This is a genomic window from Bacillus sp. FJAT-29814 (genome assembly GCF_001510715.1).
Lineage (GTDB): Bacteria > Bacillota > Bacilli > Bacillales > Cytobacillaceae > Neobacillus.
The window spans coordinates 219401-238563 of sequence record NZ_LMTJ01000008.1 but is presented as its reverse complement, the minus strand read 5'-3'; the positions used below and the strand labels follow the sequence as shown (position 1 = coordinate 238563).

18 protein-coding genes and 1 other annotated feature are annotated in these 19163 nt (G+C 39.7%); of the genes, 3 read left to right on the top strand and 15 right to left on the bottom strand.

The features are described 5' to 3' along the window. Positions 1–57: 57 nt before the first annotated feature. Both mecA and spxA read right to left on the bottom strand, forming a co-directional pair. Complete coding sequence (mecA, locus tag AR334_RS21370) at positions 58–726, bottom strand: adaptor protein MecA (protein ID WP_066317401.1); 669 nt, start codon at positions 724–726, stop codon at positions 58–60. A 339-nt stretch (positions 727–1065) separates the two neighbouring features. Next, complete coding sequence (gene spxA / locus AR334_RS21365) at positions 1066–1461, bottom strand: transcriptional regulator SpxA (RefSeq protein WP_066317391.1); 396 nt, start codon at positions 1459–1461, stop codon at positions 1066–1068. Between the two features lie 555 nt (positions 1462–2016). Here spxA and AR334_RS21360 point away from each other — a divergent pair. After that, on the top strand, positions 2017–2202 hold the full coding sequence (locus AR334_RS21360; RefSeq protein ID WP_066317383.1) for a hypothetical protein: 186 nt from the start codon (positions 2017–2019) through the stop codon (positions 2200–2202). Positions 2203–2248: 46 nt separating this feature from the next. Here the strand turns inward: AR334_RS21360 and AR334_RS21355 are convergent, their stop codons facing one another. The 5 genes from AR334_RS21355 to AR334_RS21335 form a co-directional block, all read right to left on the bottom strand. Beyond that, entirely contained in the window at positions 2249–3187 is a 939-nt protein-coding gene (locus AR334_RS21355; RefSeq protein ID WP_066317372.1) for an ABC transporter ATP-binding protein, read from the bottom strand. Further along, positions 3188–4231 (bottom strand): ABC transporter ATP-binding protein, encoded by a 1044-nt coding sequence (locus AR334_RS21350; protein WP_066318569.1) that lies wholly within the window; start codon positions 4229–4231, stop codon positions 3188–3190. Positions 4232–4248: 17 nt separating this feature from the next. Continuing rightward, entirely contained in the window at positions 4249–5277 is a 1029-nt protein-coding gene (gene opp3C, locus AR334_RS21345; RefSeq protein ID WP_066317367.1) for an oligopeptide ABC transporter permease, read from the bottom strand. Beyond that, positions 5274–6206, bottom strand: coding sequence for an oligopeptide ABC transporter permease (gene opp3b, locus AR334_RS21340; protein WP_066317364.1), 933 nt, complete (start codon positions 6204–6206; stop codon positions 5274–5276). Before opp3b ends, opp3C begins: the two co-directional genes overlap by 4 nt. 111 nt (positions 6207–6317) lie before the next feature. Then, positions 6318–8000, bottom strand: coding sequence for a peptide ABC transporter substrate-binding protein (locus AR334_RS21335; RefSeq protein ID WP_066317361.1), 1683 nt, complete (start codon positions 7998–8000; stop codon positions 6318–6320). A 211-nt stretch (positions 8001–8211) separates the two neighbouring features. Here AR334_RS21335 and AR334_RS30785 point away from each other — a divergent pair, with 211 nt between their 5' ends. Beyond that, on the top strand, positions 8212–8565 hold the full coding sequence (locus AR334_RS30785; RefSeq protein ID WP_066317357.1) for a DUF3899 domain-containing protein: 354 nt from the start codon (positions 8212–8214) through the stop codon (positions 8563–8565). 56 nt (positions 8566–8621) lie between these two features. Next, positions 8622–8875: a binding site (T-box leader), on the top strand. 51 nt (positions 8876–8926) lie between these two features. After that, the gene (gene trpS / locus AR334_RS21325) at positions 8927–9916 is read left to right on the top strand and encodes a tryptophan--tRNA ligase (protein ID WP_066317352.1); all 990 of its coding nucleotides are present in this window, start codon (positions 8927–8929) and stop codon (positions 9914–9916) included. A gap of 55 nt (positions 9917–9971) precedes the next feature. Here the strand turns inward: trpS and AR334_RS21320 are convergent, their stop codons facing one another. The 8 genes from AR334_RS21320 to fabF all read right to left on the bottom strand — a co-directional run bounded on the left by AR334_RS21320 (position 9972) and on the right by fabF (position 19078). After that, positions 9972–10718 (bottom strand): YjbA family protein, encoded by a 747-nt coding sequence (locus AR334_RS21320; RefSeq protein WP_066317346.1) that lies wholly within the window; start codon positions 10716–10718, stop codon positions 9972–9974. A gap of 226 nt (positions 10719–10944) precedes the next feature. Then, positions 10945–11856 carry an oligopeptide ABC transporter permease gene (opp4C, locus tag AR334_RS21315; protein ID WP_066317343.1) on the bottom strand — a complete coding sequence of 304 codons (912 nt, stop codon included), beginning with the start codon at positions 11854–11856 and terminating at the stop codon, positions 10945–10947. An 11-nt stretch (positions 11857–11867) separates the two neighbouring features. Continuing rightward, entirely contained in the window at positions 11868–12833 is a 966-nt protein-coding gene (opp4B, locus tag AR334_RS21310; RefSeq protein WP_066317335.1) for an oligopeptide ABC transporter permease, read from the bottom strand. Between the two features lie 177 nt (positions 12834–13010). After that, positions 13011–14729, bottom strand: coding sequence for an oligopeptide ABC transporter substrate-binding protein (gene opp4A / locus AR334_RS21305; RefSeq protein WP_066317332.1), 1719 nt, complete (start codon positions 14727–14729; stop codon positions 13011–13013). Positions 14730–14765: 36 nt separating this feature from the next. Beyond that, positions 14766–15776, bottom strand: coding sequence for an ABC transporter ATP-binding protein (locus AR334_RS21300; protein WP_066317326.1), 1011 nt, complete (start codon positions 15774–15776; stop codon positions 14766–14768). Beyond that, positions 15776–16798, bottom strand: a complete 1023-nt coding sequence (locus AR334_RS21295) for an ABC transporter ATP-binding protein (protein ID WP_066317320.1) — start codon at positions 16796–16798, stop codon at positions 15776–15778. The genes AR334_RS21300 and AR334_RS21295 overlap by 1 nt, the downstream gene beginning before the upstream one ends. A 158-nt stretch (positions 16799–16956) precedes the next feature. Then, on the bottom strand, positions 16957–17730 hold the full coding sequence (locus AR334_RS21290) for a DUF2268 domain-containing protein (RefSeq protein WP_066317311.1): 774 nt from the start codon (positions 17728–17730) through the stop codon (positions 16957–16959). Between the two features lie 109 nt (positions 17731–17839). Further along, entirely contained in the window at positions 17840–19078 is a 1239-nt protein-coding gene (gene fabF, locus AR334_RS21285; RefSeq protein ID WP_066317306.1) for a beta-ketoacyl-ACP synthase II, read from the bottom strand. Positions 19079–19163 lie beyond the last annotated feature (85 nt).

Sequence of the window (19163 nt, the reverse complement as noted above, 5' to 3'; positions counted from 1 at the left end):
CAAAAAACCTTCCGCTAAGCTAAAATACCGATTTCACCAGTGAAATCGGTATTTTTATCAGTCAAAATGTTTCCTGAGTTCTGAAAAAACATTCTCAGAAATTATTTCCTTGCCATATTCCTGAAGCCGATGTATGGTTAGCTGTGTTTCGTAGCCATATTCAAGGAGCACACTTAACAAATCGTCAATTTCGTCCTCTTCAAATAGATCCTCAGGAAATTCAGTGTACAAATAATATCTGCCCTCAAAATGATAAAGTTTTGTAACGATACTATCCAACCCCGGACGCTTCGAGAGGCTGATTACATCTTCAAAATCTCTGAAGGCAAGGACAAACTCCAATATTTCTTCATCAAGTAAATCCTCAGCTTCCGAAAAATTCGGATTGAAATGTTGTTCCAATAATTCTTCAATTTTTTCATCAACCGGTAAATCCCTGGTTTTATCATTTGGAATTGGGAGTTCGAACTTTTGTCCATCCTTCGAAAGCTGTGCTTTGGTTACAAGAACTTCGAGTCCCTTATCCAAAGCCTGTACCTGAATCCAAAGCGGACCTTCAACCACAAAATCCTCACCATCATGAACTTCGTCCATCATTTCCCAAAAGAGTTCTTCGCTCCGTTCACGATTGTACCATATTTCTTCGCGATCGAAGCCTCTCTCTTCTATATCAACATATGAAATATAAAATTTTACCGTATTCTCATTGATGCGTTCAATCTCCATTTAAACCTCTCCCTTCCATTGTTCATATTGAAGGGACTAAATACCCCCAGCAGATAATGCCATTAGCATTTACTCCTCTAAAAAGGATTATTCGAACAGATTTTTGCTCAAAAAAGTAAATACTCTTGTACTTTCATTTTATGATAAATAAACTATTAAGGGAAATAAAAAGAATAAAAATCATAAAAACCGTAAATCTGCCTATTTTCATATGAACTGGGATTAAATTACACATAAGGGAATTGAATTATTAATTTAGATATTCCTTTCATTATAGCAAATGACAGGGAAAACATCAAACCTTTCGGGACGAAAAAAGACCTCCATTGGAGGCCCTTTTTAATTTACCATTCTTTGTGCTTCACGCAATTGGAATGTTCTTACCTTTCTAGGTAAGAAGCGGCGGATTTCATCCTCATTATAACCAACCTGCAAACGTTTCTCATCAATAATGATTGGACGGCGCAGCAAGCCTGGGTTCTCTTTAATGAGTTTGAACAAGTCTTGCAGAGGCATTGTATCTAAATTTACATCTAGCTTTTGAAAAGTCTTCGATCTGGTTGAAATAATTTCATCCGTACCATCTTCCGTCATTCGCAAAATTTCCTTTATTTCTTCCATGGAAAGCGGCTCGGAGAAAATATTTCTTTCTTTGTATGGTATTTCATGCTCTTCTAGCCATGATTTTGCCTTGCGACATGATGTACAACTTGGTGAGGTGTAAAGTGTAACCATCCGTCTTTCACACTCCTCTAATGTTTACTAATCTATAATGTAACCAATGTATAAAGATAAGTATAATAAATATATACCCAGAAAAATTAAAATTATTATAAACAAGTAATTTATATCATTAATTATACACCACTACCTATGAAAAAGGTATCCTTTTTTCAAAAAATATTCAACGTCTTAGTAAACAATAAATTGAATAAGTTCCACTTAATAAGACGTATAATTCTCAAAAAAGTTTCATAATATTTTTTGTTTTCTTCTTGTTTTTTACAAAGTATTCACTTTGGTTAATAAAAAATTCGGTTGTCCATCCTTCTTTTTGTGGGTAATCAAAGGATAATACAACTAAAAACTTCAACTATTTAATATCGAACCAGAACAACTTCAAATTACTTCATGGGTCATTCTCATTTAAAAGACATTAAATGAAAACGCATACATTGCAGCAATAGTGGTTGCAGGTTGGCTTAGTATTTTCCTCTTTCATTAAATGCAAATATCTTTTAAAATAGAATGTAAGGGTTATTATTGAATGCTACGAATGGGGGGACAATCATGACTGCTTACATAATGGATTTTTTAATTGTTGCTCTATTAGTTATTGGAATCACTGCATTAATGGGTCCAATTACAAACGGAATTGGCGAAAAGGTATTTGGCGGAAAACGCCGCAGTGAATTTGTCGAGAAAAGCGCCAGATTCCAAACTGGCTGGAAACAAGTTGGCGGTAAGAGAAAGTAACGATTTGTTTAAAAAAGACGATCTCAATTGCAGAGATCGTCTTTTTTTACTTGACTTGAGCCTGATACTGCTTGAATTCTTTCTCCGAACAGAGAACAAAGTGGCCAGGGGTCACTTCACGGAATTCAACCGGTTCGTTGTCTTCATAATTATGGCTTGCTGGATCATAGGATTTCCGCTTTCTAGTCCGCTCACTGATTGGGTCCGGCACTGGAATCGCTGACAGCAAGGATTGGGTGTATGGGTGCAGTGGATTTCGGTAAAGTTCTTCTGATGTTGCTAGTTCAACCATTCTGCCGAAATACATAACACCGATACGATCACTAATGTATTTTACCATGGACAAATCGTGGGCAATGAACAGATAGGTTAATTCTTTTTCATGCTGAAGCTTTTTCATAAGGTTTACAACCTGTGCCTGAATAGACACGTCCAGTGCAGAAATTGGCTCATCCGCAATAATAAACTCTGGCTGAACGGCTAAAGCACGGGCAATTCCAATCCGTTGCCGCTGACCACCAGAAAACTCGTGCGGATAACGGTTGGCATGCTCACGATTTAAGCCGACAGTTTCTAGCAAGCTATAAACACGTTCCATCCGTTCTTGCTTTGAATTTGCCAAGCCATGGATGTCAATTCCCTCGGCAATAACATCGGCTATTTTCAATCGAGGGTTTAATGATGCGTAAGGGTCTTGGAAAATCATCTGCATTTTCCGATTAAACTGCTTTAATTCTTTCTTTGATTTCCTGCCATGAACATTGACCCCATCATACAAAACTTCCCCGCCAGTAGCATCATATAAACGAATGATTGTCCGCCCTGTGGTTGATTTACCGCAGCCGGATTCACCGACAAGCCCCATTACTTCCCCTTTGTAAATATCAAAAGATACATTATCTACAGCCTTAACTTCATTCGGTTTACCTTCATTAAAATATTGCTTTAAATTTTTGATTTCGAGTAATTTTTTTCTTTCGGCCATCTATTTCCCCCCCTTTACGCCAACAAACTGATTTTGACGTCTTTTAACTGCTTCAGGCGGTTCTACCTTTGGTGCATCCGGATGCAGCAACCATGTCGCAGCATAATGGGTATCAGAAACCTTAAAAAATGGCGGCTCCTGCTCCAAATCTATTTTCAATACATATGGGTTTCTTGGTGCGAACGCGTCCCCCTTAGGAGGTTCTAATAAATCAGGCGGTGTTCCCGGAATGGAATATAGCTCCTCATCATCTGTATCCATATCCGGCATCGAACTGATTAATCCCCATGTGTATGGATGCTGCGGGTTATAAAATATTTCATCGGCTGTTCCGATTTCTACAATTTTCCCGCCGTACATAACGGCAACTCGGTCCGCCACATTGGCAACTACACCCAAGTCATGGGTGATAAATATAATCGATGTATCAATTTTCTTTTGCAAATCCTTCATCAATTCAAGAATTTGCGCCTGAATGGTAACGTCGAGCGCAGTTGTCGGCTCATCAGCAATTAAGACCTTGGGATTACAAGCTAATGCGATAGCAATAACAACCCTTTGTCTCATCCCGCCAGAAAATTGATGTGGATACTGATCAATGCGAATTTCCGGTTTAGGAATACCTACCAGCTTTAATAGTTCAATTGCTCTTTGTCTTGCAGCATGCTTGCTCATGTTTTGATGCTTAATAAGCGGCTCCATGATTTGGTTGCCGATTTTCATCGTAGGGTTCAATGATGTCATTGGATCCTGGAAAATCATTGAAATTTCCTTCCCGCGGATTTTTTGCATCTGTTTATCATTTAATTTGGTCAGGTCTTTTCCTTCAAAAAGGATTTCCCCGCCTTTTATCTCGGAATTGTGTTCAGGAAGCAATCTCATAATCGATTTTGTCGTTACAGATTTCCCCGATCCTGACTCACCAACTATCGCTAACGTTTCCCCTTTAAGCAAATCAAAGCTGACACCCCTGATTGCCTTTACCTCACCAGCAAAGGTATGAAACGAAATATTTAAATCTTTTACTTGCAATATTTTCTCCACTACCATTCACCTGCCTTCTAATCACGCATTTTTGGATCTAACGCATCACGTAAACCGTCTGCTACAAGGTTGAAACATACCATGATTAATGCAATCATGATCGATGGAATAATCATTTGGTATGGGAATGCAATCATTGATTTAAAGCCATCGTCTACTAATGAACCTAAGGATGCATGTGGTTCTTGCAATCCTAAACCGATGAAGCTTAAAAATGCTTCGAAGAAGATAGCATTAGGAATCGAAAACATCGTATTGATGATTATGACACCAAACATATTTGGAATCATATGTTTAAAAACGATGGAACTATCCGATGCACCCAAAGTTTTTGCAGCTAAAACAAATTCTTGATTCTTGAATTTTAATACTTGAGCACGAACTACCCGCGCCATACTTGTCCAGCCGGTAATCGTTAACGCAATAACGATTGGAATAATCCCCGGTTTTAACACCATAATCATTAGTACAACAATAATTAGGTTCGGAATCCCTACGAGAATTTCAATTATCCGCTGCATAAAACTGTCGACCTTACCACCTAAATAACCTGATACTGCACCATATGTTACCCCGATAATCATGTCGATTAACGCCGCCAAGAACGCGATTAATAAAGAAATTTGCGTCCCCTTCCAAACACGTGCAAATAGGTCACGCCCCAAGCTGTCAGTTCCAAACCAATAATAAGCATCTATTTTACGCACTTCATAGGCGTTATATTCAGTTCCATTCCGTCTTTCGAGAGTACCGTCAAACGGAAGCCAAGAGATGTTTTCCAATCCTTGGATTCTAGGCGGCAGGTTATTATGCTTTGTATTTTGGTCACTGTATTCATATGGTGTAATCAACGGACCAACAAAGGCCATGAGGATGACAACCGCTAGAATGGCTAAGCTAATAACTGCACCTTTATTTTTTCGAACACGAAGCCAGGAATCCTGCCAAAAGTTTAAACTTGGTTTGGCAATTTTTTCGCTTTTTGACGGATCAATATGGGCGGGAGCGAACATATCTTTGGAAATGATGGTTTCTTTGTTGATCATTTAGCTTTCCCCCCCGAAATACGAATACGTGGGTCGATAACCCCGTATAGAATATCTACAACTAAGATAACAACCACAAATAATAAGGCAAACAAAAGATTCGTACCCATGATAACTGGATAATCGTTTGTTGCGATTGATTTTACAAATTGCTCACCCAAACCAGGAACCGCAAATATTTTCTCAATAACTAATGAACCAGTCATTAAGCTGATTGCCAATGGTCCCAAAACGGTAACAACCGGAATCATTGCATTTCTTAATGCATGCTTAATGCTAATTTGCCAAAAACTTGCTCCCTTGGCTCTTGCCAATGTAATGTAATCAGAGCCTAATACCTCGATCATTTCAGTCCGCATAAAACGTGCCGCAATCGAAAGCGGGAACATGGCCAGAGCGATGGTTGGAAGAATCGAATACTCAGGACCCCGCCATAACATAACAGGTAACCATCCTAATTTTACTGCTACGTAATATTGCAGCAGCCCGGCAAATATAAATGAAGGGATCGACTTCCCTACAACAGCCAGGAAAGTGGATGTGTAGTCAACCCAGGTATTTTGCCTTAATGCTGCAATTGCTCCCAAAAAGATCCCAATAATTGAACCAAAAATCATTGCCTGTACACCTAATATTGCAGAAGGTCCAATTCGTCTGGCAAGGAGTTCTGATACAGGGGTATTATTAAATTGGAATGAAACGCCCAAATCCCCTGTTACCAAGTTCTTCATATAGTTAAAATATTGAACAGGCACGGGGTCATTTAGGTTGTATTTATCCAACAAAATATTCTGTTGGACTACAGAAAGTTTTTGAAAGTTATTAAATGGGCTTCCAGGAATCAACTTCATGAGGAAAAATGTTAATGATGCAACAACAAATAATGTTATAAACATATAGATAAAACGCTGCAGTAAATATTTTGCCATGCCTACACCTCCTAATTCATATAATTTTCATCATTTTTCGACAATTCCCATACAGGGAAAAAGAGAGTATATTCGAAAAATATACTCTCTTTTTTATTTGGTTAGTATAGCTTATTTTAAGATTTTAATCCACTGATAGCTATAGTCAGGTCCAAAGGCATGGTGTGCAAAGCCTTTGACATTAGGTTGAATTAATAGGTTAACTGAACGCTGATACATTGGAGCAAGTGCCACGTCTTCTTCTAACAGAAGTTTTTCTGCATCTTGTAATGTCTTCCAACGCTTAGCTAAATCAGTATCTTCGTTTGCAGATTGAATTGCCTTGTCAAACTCAGGATTGCTGTACAACATGTTGTTGTGGCTTCCGCCTGTCAACCAAAGATCCATGAAAGTCATTGGGTCAGCATAGTCTGGTCCCCAACCACCAAATAATAAATCATAGTCTTTATTATTTTCACGGTCAATACGGATTTTGAAAGGTACAGCGTTCATTTCAAGTGATAAACCTGGAAGAGTTTTCTCTAACTGATCTTTCACGAATGCGTCAGATAGTTTTGATGTTTCAGTATCTCCACCAACGTAAACGAGTTTAACTTCTTTAACACCTAGCTCTTGTAAACCTTTATCCCAAAGCTTCTTAGCTTCTTCTTTGTTTGTCTTCAAGAATTCGTTTGATTTCTCACGGAAATCTTTTCCTTCATAGAAAGTGAATCCTTTTGGTACAACGAAGTTAGCAGGGATTGAGCCGTTAGCCAATACGTCATCGACTAGAGCTTGTTTGTCAACAGCAAGTGCGATTGCACGACGGATATTTTCATTTTTAAGAGCTGGATTTGTCTGGTTCATTTTGATCCAGAAAATAGATGGCTCTTGGTAGCGTAATAATGCAGGATCACCTTCATATTGAGAAAGGATTGCTGCTTGTGCAAGCTTAGGTGTGATATCTGCTTCACCAGCAGTAAATGCGTTAGCAGATGCTTGCGGATCTTTAGAAACGTTAAAGTTAATCTTTGTTAAAGTAACGTCTTTAGCATTCCAATAATTGTCGTTCTTTTCTAATACCCATTCAGTTGCAGTTGGGCCATCCCACTTGGTCATCTTGAAAGGACCATTTGAAATTAAAGTAGCTGCGCTAGAAGCGTATTTGTCACCTTGTGCTTCAACAAACTTTTGGTTTTGCGGGTAGAACAATGGGAATGTTAGATAAGATTCAATGAATGGAATTGGTCTTACTAACGTAATTTCCAATGTGTGATCGTCTTTTGCAACAATACCTAAATCTTCAATCTTTGCTTCGCCTTTAACGATTTCAGAAGCGTTTTTGATTTTGCCTTCCATGAAATATGGACCGTATGGAGAAGCAGTATCTGGGTTGATTGCACGCTGCCAAGCATAAACGAAGTCTTTTGCAGTTACAGGTGAACCATCAGCCCACTTAACATCTTTTTTCAATTTAATGGTTAAAACTGTCTTATCGTCATTGTATTCTGGAGCTGCTTCTGCAACACCTGGAATAACTTTTTGATCTGGATCCAAACGATATAAACCTTCTGTTGTAGCAGAGATCATGGTGAATCCGATAACGTCTTCAGCTAGTACGCTATCCATTGCAGGAATTTCAGAAGATTCAAGTATATTTAGTACCTGTTCATCTGCAAGTTGTTCTTTAGGGGCTTTTTCGCCGCCTTCTTTTTTGTCGGTGCCTTCGTTCTTATCTCCCCCGCTACATGCAGCAAGGAACATGCTAAGAACTAGTGTTAGAATTAACAGTAGTGAAAGTTTTGATTTCTTCACTAGTAGACCTCCCTTTTCTATTATTCTGAAAAATTACTACATTCCCTATTATACATATTTTTAAATTATTGTACATTACTTTTTAAAAATTAATTTACAGATTCGCTACAAATTTTACGTTTGAACCGCAAATAACTGTGCTATACTGTATTTTTATAAGGCTTTTTTTTCAGGGAAAACCTTATAAAATAAGGTTTATGGAGGTTAAACCGTGGACTCCCATTTTAAGAAAAGAGTTTTATTGGTTACACTTACACAAATTGCTATATTGGTTTTATCCTTCTTTTTTTACAAAAAAATCACTTTACTTAGTTATATCAATATATCTTTTTATATGACGGCAACCTTTTTACTTTTATCTCTTCTGCTCTATACCATCCAGAGTGGTTTTTATGATGCAATTGGAAAATCGTTTAATCTTGTCTTTTCCAAAGACAGGAAACGAAAATTCACCGAAATCCCATCCCTATCTGAAATGGTAACAATTGATAAAAGGCCGCTTTTTTTTCATGGGCTGGTGACCGGCTTGTTTATGTTGATTTCCCTTGTTGCTTATTATGTTTAACACACTTGAAAATAACTATGCAATTCCTTTATAATTGGATATAACTAAAATACAGTAATAAAGCAATGACGAAAGAGTAGTACGCATAATGCCGTTTACAGAGAGTTTGTGGCAGGTGGAAACAAACACGTGAATTATGCGGAATGGACTTCCCGAGCTTCTTTCTGAACCTTTTATTAGGATTGAAATCAGTAGGATTAGACGTTTTCTCTGCGTTAAAGGGAAACCATGCCGTCAATTTAACGGTTATGGTGCTTAAGTGACTCTTTTTGAGTAATTAGGGTGGTACCGCGAGCCATTCGTCCCTATTATGGGGATGGGTGGCTTTTTTTTATTTACAGATACATTAGGAGGAATAAACATGAAGACTATTTTTTCAGGTATACAGCCGAGCGGGACGATTACGCTTGGCAATTATATCGGGGCAATGAAGCAGTTCGTGGAATTGCAGGATGAATTTAACTGTTTCTTTTGTATTGTTGACCAGCATGCAATTACCGTTCCCCAAGACCCTGCTACATTAAGAAAAAACATCCGCAGCCTTGCTGCATTATACCTTGCAGTAGGGATCGATCCAGAAAAAGCAACTCTATTTATCCAATCCGAAGTACCGGCACACGCGCAGGCCGGATGGATGATGCAATGTATTGCCTATATCGGGGAACTTGAGCGGATGACCCAATTTAAAGATAAATCCGCCGGAAAAGAAGCAGTAAATGCAAGCTTGTTGACATATCCACCATTAATGGCTGCCGATATTTTATTATATAACGCTGACCTTGTTCCGGTTGGTGAAGATCAAAAGCAGCATATGGAACTGACACGTGATCTAGCAGAACGATTTAATAAAAAATACCGAGATGTTTTAACAATCCCGGATGTCCGCATTCCGAAGGTTGGAGCACGGATTATGTCCCTTCAGGAGCCTACAAAAAAAATGAGCAAATCCGATCCAAATTCTAAGGCCTTTATCACTCCGCTTGATGATCCTAAACAAATGGAGAAAAAGATAAAAAGTGCGGTAACTGATTCAGAAGGTATTGTTAAATTTGACAGAGAAAATAAACCTGGAATAACCAACCTTTTATCGATTTATTCCATTTTGGGCGAAAAATCTATTTCTGAGTTAGAAGCAATGTACGATGGTAAGGGTTACGGTGCATTTAAAGGAGATTTAGCTGAGGTAGTAGTGAATTTCTTCAAACCAATTCAGGAAAAATACAATAGCTTAATGGAATCAAGTGAATTAGATGATATTCTGGACCGCGGTGCTGAAAAGGCGAATAAAGTTGCCAGCGAAACACTTAGAAAAATGGAAGAGTCCATGGGACTCGGACGCGGCAGAAGATAATTAAAAAGCCTGATCCGCAAAAGGCATGTTGTTCACACCTTTTGGGGTCAGGCTTTTAGTTTACTTTCGGGCCATGCTCCATTTCCCAAAGCTTTTCAAAAAATGGCTGTCCCTTTATTAAATTTTCACAAAATATTTCGTGTTTTTTGGTCCACCCGGGTCTAACTTCCTCATAGAGCTGTTCCCAGGCCTCTGCGAAATTCAATTCCTGAATGACCGAATATCGTTCAGGACACCATTCGGTGAACCAGTAACGAATTTCAGCCTCATTGTTGGAGGCAAACAATTGATCAAGCGCCATAAATAAAAGTTGTTTTAACTGCCTCTCTTTACGGGTAAGCCCCGTCATTAACATTGGCTCAGGCGATAGAATATGGAAATCCTTCGTATTGGAAGTTCCGGAAAATTTATATTTTGTTGGTTCGTGGGTACCAATCATCTCGTAAACAAGCTGCTCCTGTCTAGGAATTAATCTGCTTTTACGAATCGGGATATTATAGCCGATTGTATCAACAGCCATTATCCCAATACCGTCGGTTACGACAAAACAATAGTCAAGTTGAATTCTTTCATGGTTTTTTCTCAGGTACGCTTTTTGATATATATCATCCAGAAGCTGTTGAGGCAGTTCAGATAGGTCATTCTCTATGTAGTTAAATAGAATCGGCTCGACCTTTAAAAGCGGTACCTGATCCAATAACTCGACACCATCATCCTTGCGCCATTCATGAAAATGGCAAACGTTATAACCGTTTTCTTCCCCTTCAAACCAATTAACCCAAACATCATGAAGATATAACATTATATCTACCCCTCACTTCAAGTAACTGTTTGTCAATCAGTATGGGCAGTCATAAGTTAAATTATTCCTTAATATATATTTTGCTCCAATCCATATAAATGAACACTCGCCGACTGGCGAGTCCGTTAGGACGAAGATAGAGGCGTAGTTGAATTTATGCGTTTAGAATTTTTGGATATTAATTCTGATTATCTAAAAAAAATCTACCATGCTTGGATGGTAGATTTCATCTTCTTGATTTTGGATTGAAAGCGTCTTTCAAACCTTCACCGATAAAGTTGATTGATAGGATGGTGATGGTGATGATTAATGCGGGCGGCACCCAAATCCATAGTTTAAATTGAAGGACATCCGGCTCAACCGCCGAGTTTAACATATTGCCCCAGCTTGGAATTTCCTGCGGCACACCAAAGCCAAGGAAACTTAAGCCTGTCTCGGCCACGATCATTGTCGCAAAGGTAATGGTTGCTTGAACAATAATGGTTGACAGAATATTTGGCAGCAAATGTTTTATAATAACCTTGGCTGGTGAGCAGCCAATTGATATCGCCGCTGTAATATACTCATTTTCTTTTTCTGCAAGAACCTTACTTCGGACAATCCTGGCAATTCCTCCCCAGCTTAGGACACTGATGGTCATAATTAATACCCACAACCCATTTACTTTGCCAAATAAAATAGCATTTAATACAATAACAAAGACTAAGAATGGAAAGTTAAGGATAAAGTCCGTAAATCTCATCAAAAGCCCGTCGACCGTACCGCCGAAATAACCGGCAACAGATCCGATTAAGGTTCCAAGGAAAATGACGAATAACGTACAACTAATCCCTACTAAAAGCGAAATTCTGCCTCCATATAGTAACCGAGTGAATACATCACGGCCCGATTTATCTGTTCCAAGCCAATGATCCCCGGAGGGAGTTAATGACATTTGCCCGATATTTACCCTAGTTACATCCGCTGTCGTAATATACGGAGCGAGTATTGAAATAATGGCAACTAATAATAAAAATATAAAGCTAGTTAAGGCCAATTTATTCTTTAAGAATTTTTTTCTAGCAATCGCCCACGGCGATGAACTTTTCTTCGGAGGGTGAGTTGTGACATTTGAATTCTTTTGCGTAGTAACCTCCATTATAACTCCCCCTAATCTAATCGAATTCTCGGATCCACAACACCATATAAAATATCAGCAACAAGATTGCCGATCAGTGTTAAGAATGAGAATAGCATTGTCAATGTCATTAAAACTGGATAATCCCTTGTCCCAACAGATTGGAGGAATAGTTGTCCGAGACCCGGATAAGTAAAAATCGTCTCGGTAATAATTGCACCACTAATAATGGCAACCAGATCAAATCCTAAAAAGGTAATAAGCGGAATAATTGAATTTCTTAATATGTGTACATTATAAATTTTTCTTTCTGGTGTCCCTTTGGCTCGGGCCGTTCGGACAAAATCCTTTCGACTGTTTTCGATAATGTCATTTCGTAAGAATTGTGTGTAACTAGCGGTACTTAATAAGCCAAGTACTATTGCTGGAAGGAAAACATGGTGAAGACGGCTTAACCAATATTCAAATGTTCCATCGGTCAGCCCAATACCTACTGATCCATTGGATGGAAACCAGCCCAATGTAAATGAAAATAGGAAAATAGCAAAAACACCAGCGATAAAGGACGGTATGGATAATCCCAAATAGTTGAGACCGCCGATTAGATTATCACCGAAGGTATACGGTTTTCGTCCGGCATAAGAACCCATGATAAACGCCAAGATATAGGTGATAACAATGGATGTTAACCCAAGTAATAATGTATTGGGAAGTCTTTCACCAACCACTTTCGAAACTTCAAGTTTAAAGCGAGTTGACTTTCCAAAATCCCCTTGGACAAAATTCCCGATCCAACGTATATATTGCTGTGGCAGCGGGTCATTATATCCTAGTTTTTCGCGCATTTCTGCAATATATTGAGGATTCGTATTAGTTGGATCGATTTCACCAGAAAGTGAATCACCCGGCATTAGTTTTGCAAGGGTAAAGACGACAATAGAAATCAGAAACAACATTGGAATCATGCCTAAAATTCTTCGAAATGAATATTTCAACATTTGCATTCTCCTCGTCTATAAACTATGTTAAACACAATGAGGTACGTAACCTAATTGGTTTAAATCGGAGGGGCAAGAAAGATATCCTGTCTCCTGCCACTCCGATTTAACCGTTAGGTACGAATTAAATAATTAGGTAGCATTTAACATAGTTTAATGCATGTTAGTCTGCTGTAATTATTGTTTAATCCACCATTCATTTGGACGATTTTTGCCGGAAACATCAAATTTAGTGCCTTGGACACGTTTGCTGACTGCCATTGTTTCGTCAAGCTCAGCAATTGGAAGTCCAGGAAGGTCTTCCATGAATAGTTTTTGCCATTGTACATATAGGTCTTTACGTTTATTGTTGTCGGTTCCAACCACATCGATATCCAGGGCCTGATCTAATAATTTATCACTTTCTTCATTGACCCAGCGCGGATGGTTCCAAAGTGCTTTAGAACTCCATAGTCCTGTTGGATCTGGGTCAGTACCAGTTGACCAGCCTGCGAAATATACTTCCATTGACTTGTCAGCGTTGTCTAGCAAATCGTAGTAAAGATTTGCATCAGTCATCACAAGCTTTGTCTTCAGCCCAACTTCTTCCCAATATTGGCACAATGCCTTGGCACGAGCTTCAAATGTTGGGTTTTGTGTAGCATAGTGAGAGAAGTTTACAACGAATTCCTTGCCGTTTGGATCTTCACGGAATCCATCGCCATTTACATCCTTATATCCAGCCTCATCTAATAATTGTTTTGCTTTCTTAGGATCATATTTATATTGAGGCATTTCTTTATTGTCTGCTGCAATCCAGTGGTTAGATGGAACCGGACGGTTAACCGGTTTACCTACACCAAAGAAGAACGCTTTAACCCATTCTTCACGGTTGATTGCATAATACATCGCTTCGCGAAGCTTCTTGTTTTGATATTTTGGTTCGTTCATGACGTTTTTCTCGCCATCCCAAGTACCTAAACGGAAACCTACATAGTAGTAACTTAGGCCTGGATATGTGATCGCATTTACATTATCAAGTGCTTTTACCTGTTCGATAATGCTTGGGTGGAATGAAGTCATATCAAGGGTACCGTTCTTAAGTTCACCAACAGAAAGTGATGGATCAATTACTTTTACGACAATTTTATCAATATGAGGTTTACCGCCGAAATACTCATTGAAACGTTCCATTTCAACAGATTCACCAGGAACAATTTTTGTTACTTTAAAAGGTCCTAGACCTACCGGTTTGGAGCGAACTTGTTCAGATGACAGCATGTCTTTTACAGCAATGCCTTCAAATTCTTTACGGGATAATGGATAGGTCCAAACATTATCCAAGTTGTTAACACGTGCTTTATCGAACGTGATTTGGATATTGTAATCGTCGATTACTTTGATCCCTTCGATTTTGTCAGCTTTTCCATCATGGTAATCTTGTGCACCCAATATGGTTCTTACGTTTTCAAAACGTGATCCTTCATAATCTTTATCGGCAATTGTGTATAGGGCGAATTCCCAGTCTTTAACAGACAATTCTTCACTGTTATGCCATTTGACACCTTTTTTAATTTCGAAATCGAACACCTTATTGTCTTCTGTTTTCCAAGAAGCAATATGTGGCACGGCCTTTAGGTGCTCATCATAATCAATTAGGTTTTCATCAAATAAATCAAGAACTTCATTGTCAACAGTATCTTCGTAGAATGTCCAGTTAAATAAACCTTTTGGCTGTGAATCAAGTGCGTATACTAATGTACCGCCATCCTGGGGCTTACCCGCCGTTTCACCTGACTTACCATTATTTTCTTCCTCCTTTGTGCCGGCTTTTTCACCGTCGCCCGAGCATGCTGCTAAAAACGCGGAAAGAAGCAGCATTAACGCTGCAAGCCAGAGCATACTTCTCTTCTTCATTTGTTTCCCCCCCTATGAGTTTTTTGAAAAAAATTATTAATAAAGGTGGCAAGCTACTCGATGAGATGGCTTCACCTCCTTTAATACCGGCTTGGATTTCGAGCATTCTTCCATTGCCATCGGACAGCGCGGATGGAATGGGCATCCTGATGGCGGATTGATTGGACTTGGAACATCGCCTTTTAGAATGATTCGTTTCTTCTTTTGCCGCGGGTCCGGGTTTGGAATTGCTGATATTAATGCCTGGGTATATGGATGTAGAGGCTCGGCGTAAAGACTATCTTTTCTGCCAATCTCTACCAGATTACCTAAATACATAACTCCAATTCGATCACTCATATGTTTAACTACACTTAAGTCATGTGCAATAAACAAAAAAGTCAAATCAAATTCCTCTTGCAGGTCTTTTAAGAGGTTTAAAACCTGTGATTGAACGGACACGTCCAATGCAGACACCGGTTCATCAGCAATGATCAGTTTTGGTCTTAACGCCAGGGCGCGGGCAATCCCTATCCGCTGCCGCTGACCCCCGGAAAATTCATGGGCGTACTTGTAAAAGGCATCCGGCGGTAGACCGACCTTCTCCAATAAATCGATAACTTCCTTTTTCAGCTCATCCTTACTTTTTTTTGAAAAGTTATAGATGGGCTCCGCAATAATATTCCCAACCATTTGCATCGGATTTAAGGAAGCATAGGGATCCTGGAAGACCATTTGCATATCCTTTCGTATTTCCCGTAAGTTCTTTCCCTGAAGTCCCGTAATATCTTTATTTTCAAAGAGAATTTTTCCTTCTGTTGGTTTTAACAGCCTTAGGATAGTTCGGCCAGCTGTAGATTTGCCGCAGCCTGATTCTCCTACTAGGCCCATCGTTTCCCCTTTTTTGATCTCAAAGGATATATTATCAACCGCTTTCACATGACCGACCGTCCGTTTGAAAAAACCACCTTTGACAGGATAATAGGTTTTTAGATTCTGAATTTCCAACAAATTTTCAGCCTGTGAAGATTGTTTATCTTTCTTGTTATCTACAGAAACGGTACTCATTACTTCACCCCTTCTCTCGGCTTGCTAGCTTCATAGAGTAGGCAGGCAACCTCGTGGCCTTCGGCAGCTTCCGCAAGTACCGGGGTGACGTTGAAGCAATCCGGCATCACTTTAGGACAGCGGTGGGCAAATCTGCAGCCCACCTTAGGCATATTGGTCAATGACGGTACGATACCTTGTATGGAGCTGAGTCTTTCTTCCTCCTTATCTATTTTTGGAATTGCTCCCAAAAGTAGTGTTGTATATGGATGCTTAGGATTATAGAACAATGTATCCACATCGGTTTGTTCAACAATCTTTCCGGCATACATCACGATAACCTCGTCGCACATTTCCGCAACGACACCCAAATCATGGGTAATTAAAATAATTGCCATATCGTTTACTTCTTGAATTTCCTTCAATAGTTCAAGGATTTGCGCCTGAACGGTCACATCCAGAGCAGTGGTTGGTTCGTCTGCAATTAACAGCTTTGGCTGACAGGCGATGGCAATCGCAATCATGACCCGCTGCCGCATACCGCCGGATAATTGATGTGGATATTCGTCGACGATTTTTTCAGGTCTGGAAATGCCAACGCTCTTAAGCAGCGCAATCGCTTTTTGTCTAGCTTCCTGTTTGGATATTTTCATGTGATTAAATAAAACTTCCTGAAGCTGGTAGCCAATCGTGAATACCGGATTTAACGAAGTCGTCGGCTCCTGAAAAATCATTGAAACGTCCTTGCCGCGCATTTTATTAATTTGTGATTCTGACATTTTTTCAAGGTTCAGGCCATCAAAGATTATTTCGCCGGATTTTACCATTCCAATCCCTTTTGGAAGCAATTGCATGATGGACAGGCTCATCACAGACTTGCCACATCCCGATTCCCCCACAACCCCGACAATTTGTCTCGTTCTTACCTTAAACGACACATTATCAACAGCATTATAAAAAGTCCCATCAATATCGAAGGCTGTCTCTAAATTTTTCACTTCAAGCAGCGGTGCCTCTTGAAGCAGTGTTTTTTTTGCATTCATCGTACACCTTCCTACTTTTGATTTATTCTTTTAATTCCTTATATTCAAATAGGACAGATTTATTACAATTAAATGACTTCCTTTACAGATTATTAATTAAGTTAATAGACATAAAAAAAAGCCTGAATTAATAGGCTTTTTAAAGTTATAATGCATATTTATTTCACAAATTCACTTGCTGGAATTGCAAAAGATAGTCCTGTAGAATAACGATGCTTCTCGTAAAATTTTTCTATAATATTATATCCGGCAGAATATCCCAACAGCTCGGGGTACCTCCCTCCCCCATATAACAGTTCATCGTGTATCCTTTCATTCTTCTTTTTTGCCAAATGGGGCTTTAAGAACCGCTCCCAAAAAATCTCGTGCTCTCTTTCTGAGTACATATTGCACCAATTGGCTAAATAATTCGCTCCGCAATGCTTTAAAACTGCATATTCAGCCAGCCCCTCAATGATAATCGAGTCCAATAAAGTGTAATCCTCCATTTTCTTATTCAGGGCCCGCAATCGGCAAACATGGTGGTATTCATGGACAAGAAGCGCCTCGACTTCTTTCGGGTCATCATAGTGGGAAAGAAACAAGAACATTTTGTCCGGATAGGATACACCCGCTTTCCTGCGGTCCTCTTTCCTGGTAAAAAGCCCTGCTTTTCGTTCCATTGGAAAAAGAAATACAGGAATGTCAGGACCGGACCATTTCTCTTTATATTTATAAAATAATTGCTCTACCTTCTTCCAGACATCACCTTCAAGCATCTTATCTAAGTATTTTTTTGACTGCCAAGACGGTCTGTACATTCCAAACTTTGATAGTTCATGATATATATCAACTTCTTTTCGGCTCTTAAAATATGGCCGCAGCTTTTTACAGATATTCACAGGCAGCTCAAAGTTCTTCTCCATCCATTGGTCGGTTCGAATGACACCCATTCCTGCACCCCATTCAACTGTAATATCTAGTTTACAGTTTATGAAGGTTTTCTAAGGATGTTCTTAAACAAAAAAGGACCGGGGCGTGCCTGGTCCTTTACTTTGTTCATTATTGATATTTTTTAAACACGATTGTGGCATTGTGGCCGCCAAAGCCTAATGAGTTGCTCATGGCCGCTTGGATTTCCTTCGGACGTGCTGCGTTGGCGACATAATCCAAATCGCACTCAGGGTCCGGAGTTTCATAATTTATTGTCGGCGGAAGCATACTGTCTTTCATAGCCAGCAGGCTAAAAATTGCTTCGACGCCGCCAGCTGCACCGAGCAGGTGCCCAGTCATTGATTTTGTCGAGCTCATTGCCAATTTATAAGCATGGTCGCCAAAAACTTCTTTGACAGCAAGTGTTTCGAACTTATCGTTATATTCCGTGCTGGTGCCGTGTGCGTTAATATAATCAATATCCTCCGGCTTAAGTCCGGCATCGTTAAGTGCCATTTTCATCGCTCTGGCACCGCCCTCTCCTCCTGGTGCAGGAGCGGTAATATGATAGGCATCCCCGGTAGCGCCATAGCCAACAATTTCCGCATATATCTTTGCACCGCGGGCCAACGCGTGCTCCAACTCTTCCAAAATAACAATGCCTGCACCCTCGCCTATGACAAAGCCGTCACGATTTTTATCGAACGGTCTGCTAGCTGTCTGTGGGTCAGGATTAGTCGAAAGCGCCGTGTTGGCGCAGAAGCCTGCTACCGCCATTTTGGTAATAGGAGCCTCTGTTCCACCGGTTACCATTACATCGGCATCACCGCGTTGAATTACTTTAAAGGCATCACCAATAGAATTGGTTCCCGTTGCACAAGCTGTAACCGTACAGGAATTAAAACCTCTTGCTCCTAGCATAATCGAAACTTGTCCAGTGGCCATATCAGGGATCATCATTGGTACAAAGAATGGGCTGACCCGGCGGTAACCGCGTTTTTGAAATACCTCAAATTGCTGTTCAAAGGTTTCCATGCCGCCAATTCCAGAACCAATCCAAACACCGACACGATGCGAATTTTCTTCATTAATAGTTAAATCGGCATCTTTAACGGCCATTAGTGCACCCGCGACAGCATATTGTGTAAATCTGTCCATCTTACGGACATCTTTTTTATCGATAAACAGCTCCGGATTGAAATCCTTAACTTCAGCTGCAACCTTGGCTGAGTATTCATCCGGATTTAATCTTGTCAATGGACCGACTCCAGACTTTCCTTCCAATATAGCTTTCCAAGTGGTTTCAACATCGTTACCAAGTGGTGTAACCGCTCCAACGCCTGTTACGACAACCCTGCGATTTTCCATTTGATCATCTCCTTTTTCACTTTGCTATTCCTATCAAATTTCATCTTAATTATTTACACTCAAAATACAACAGCAATCCCGATGA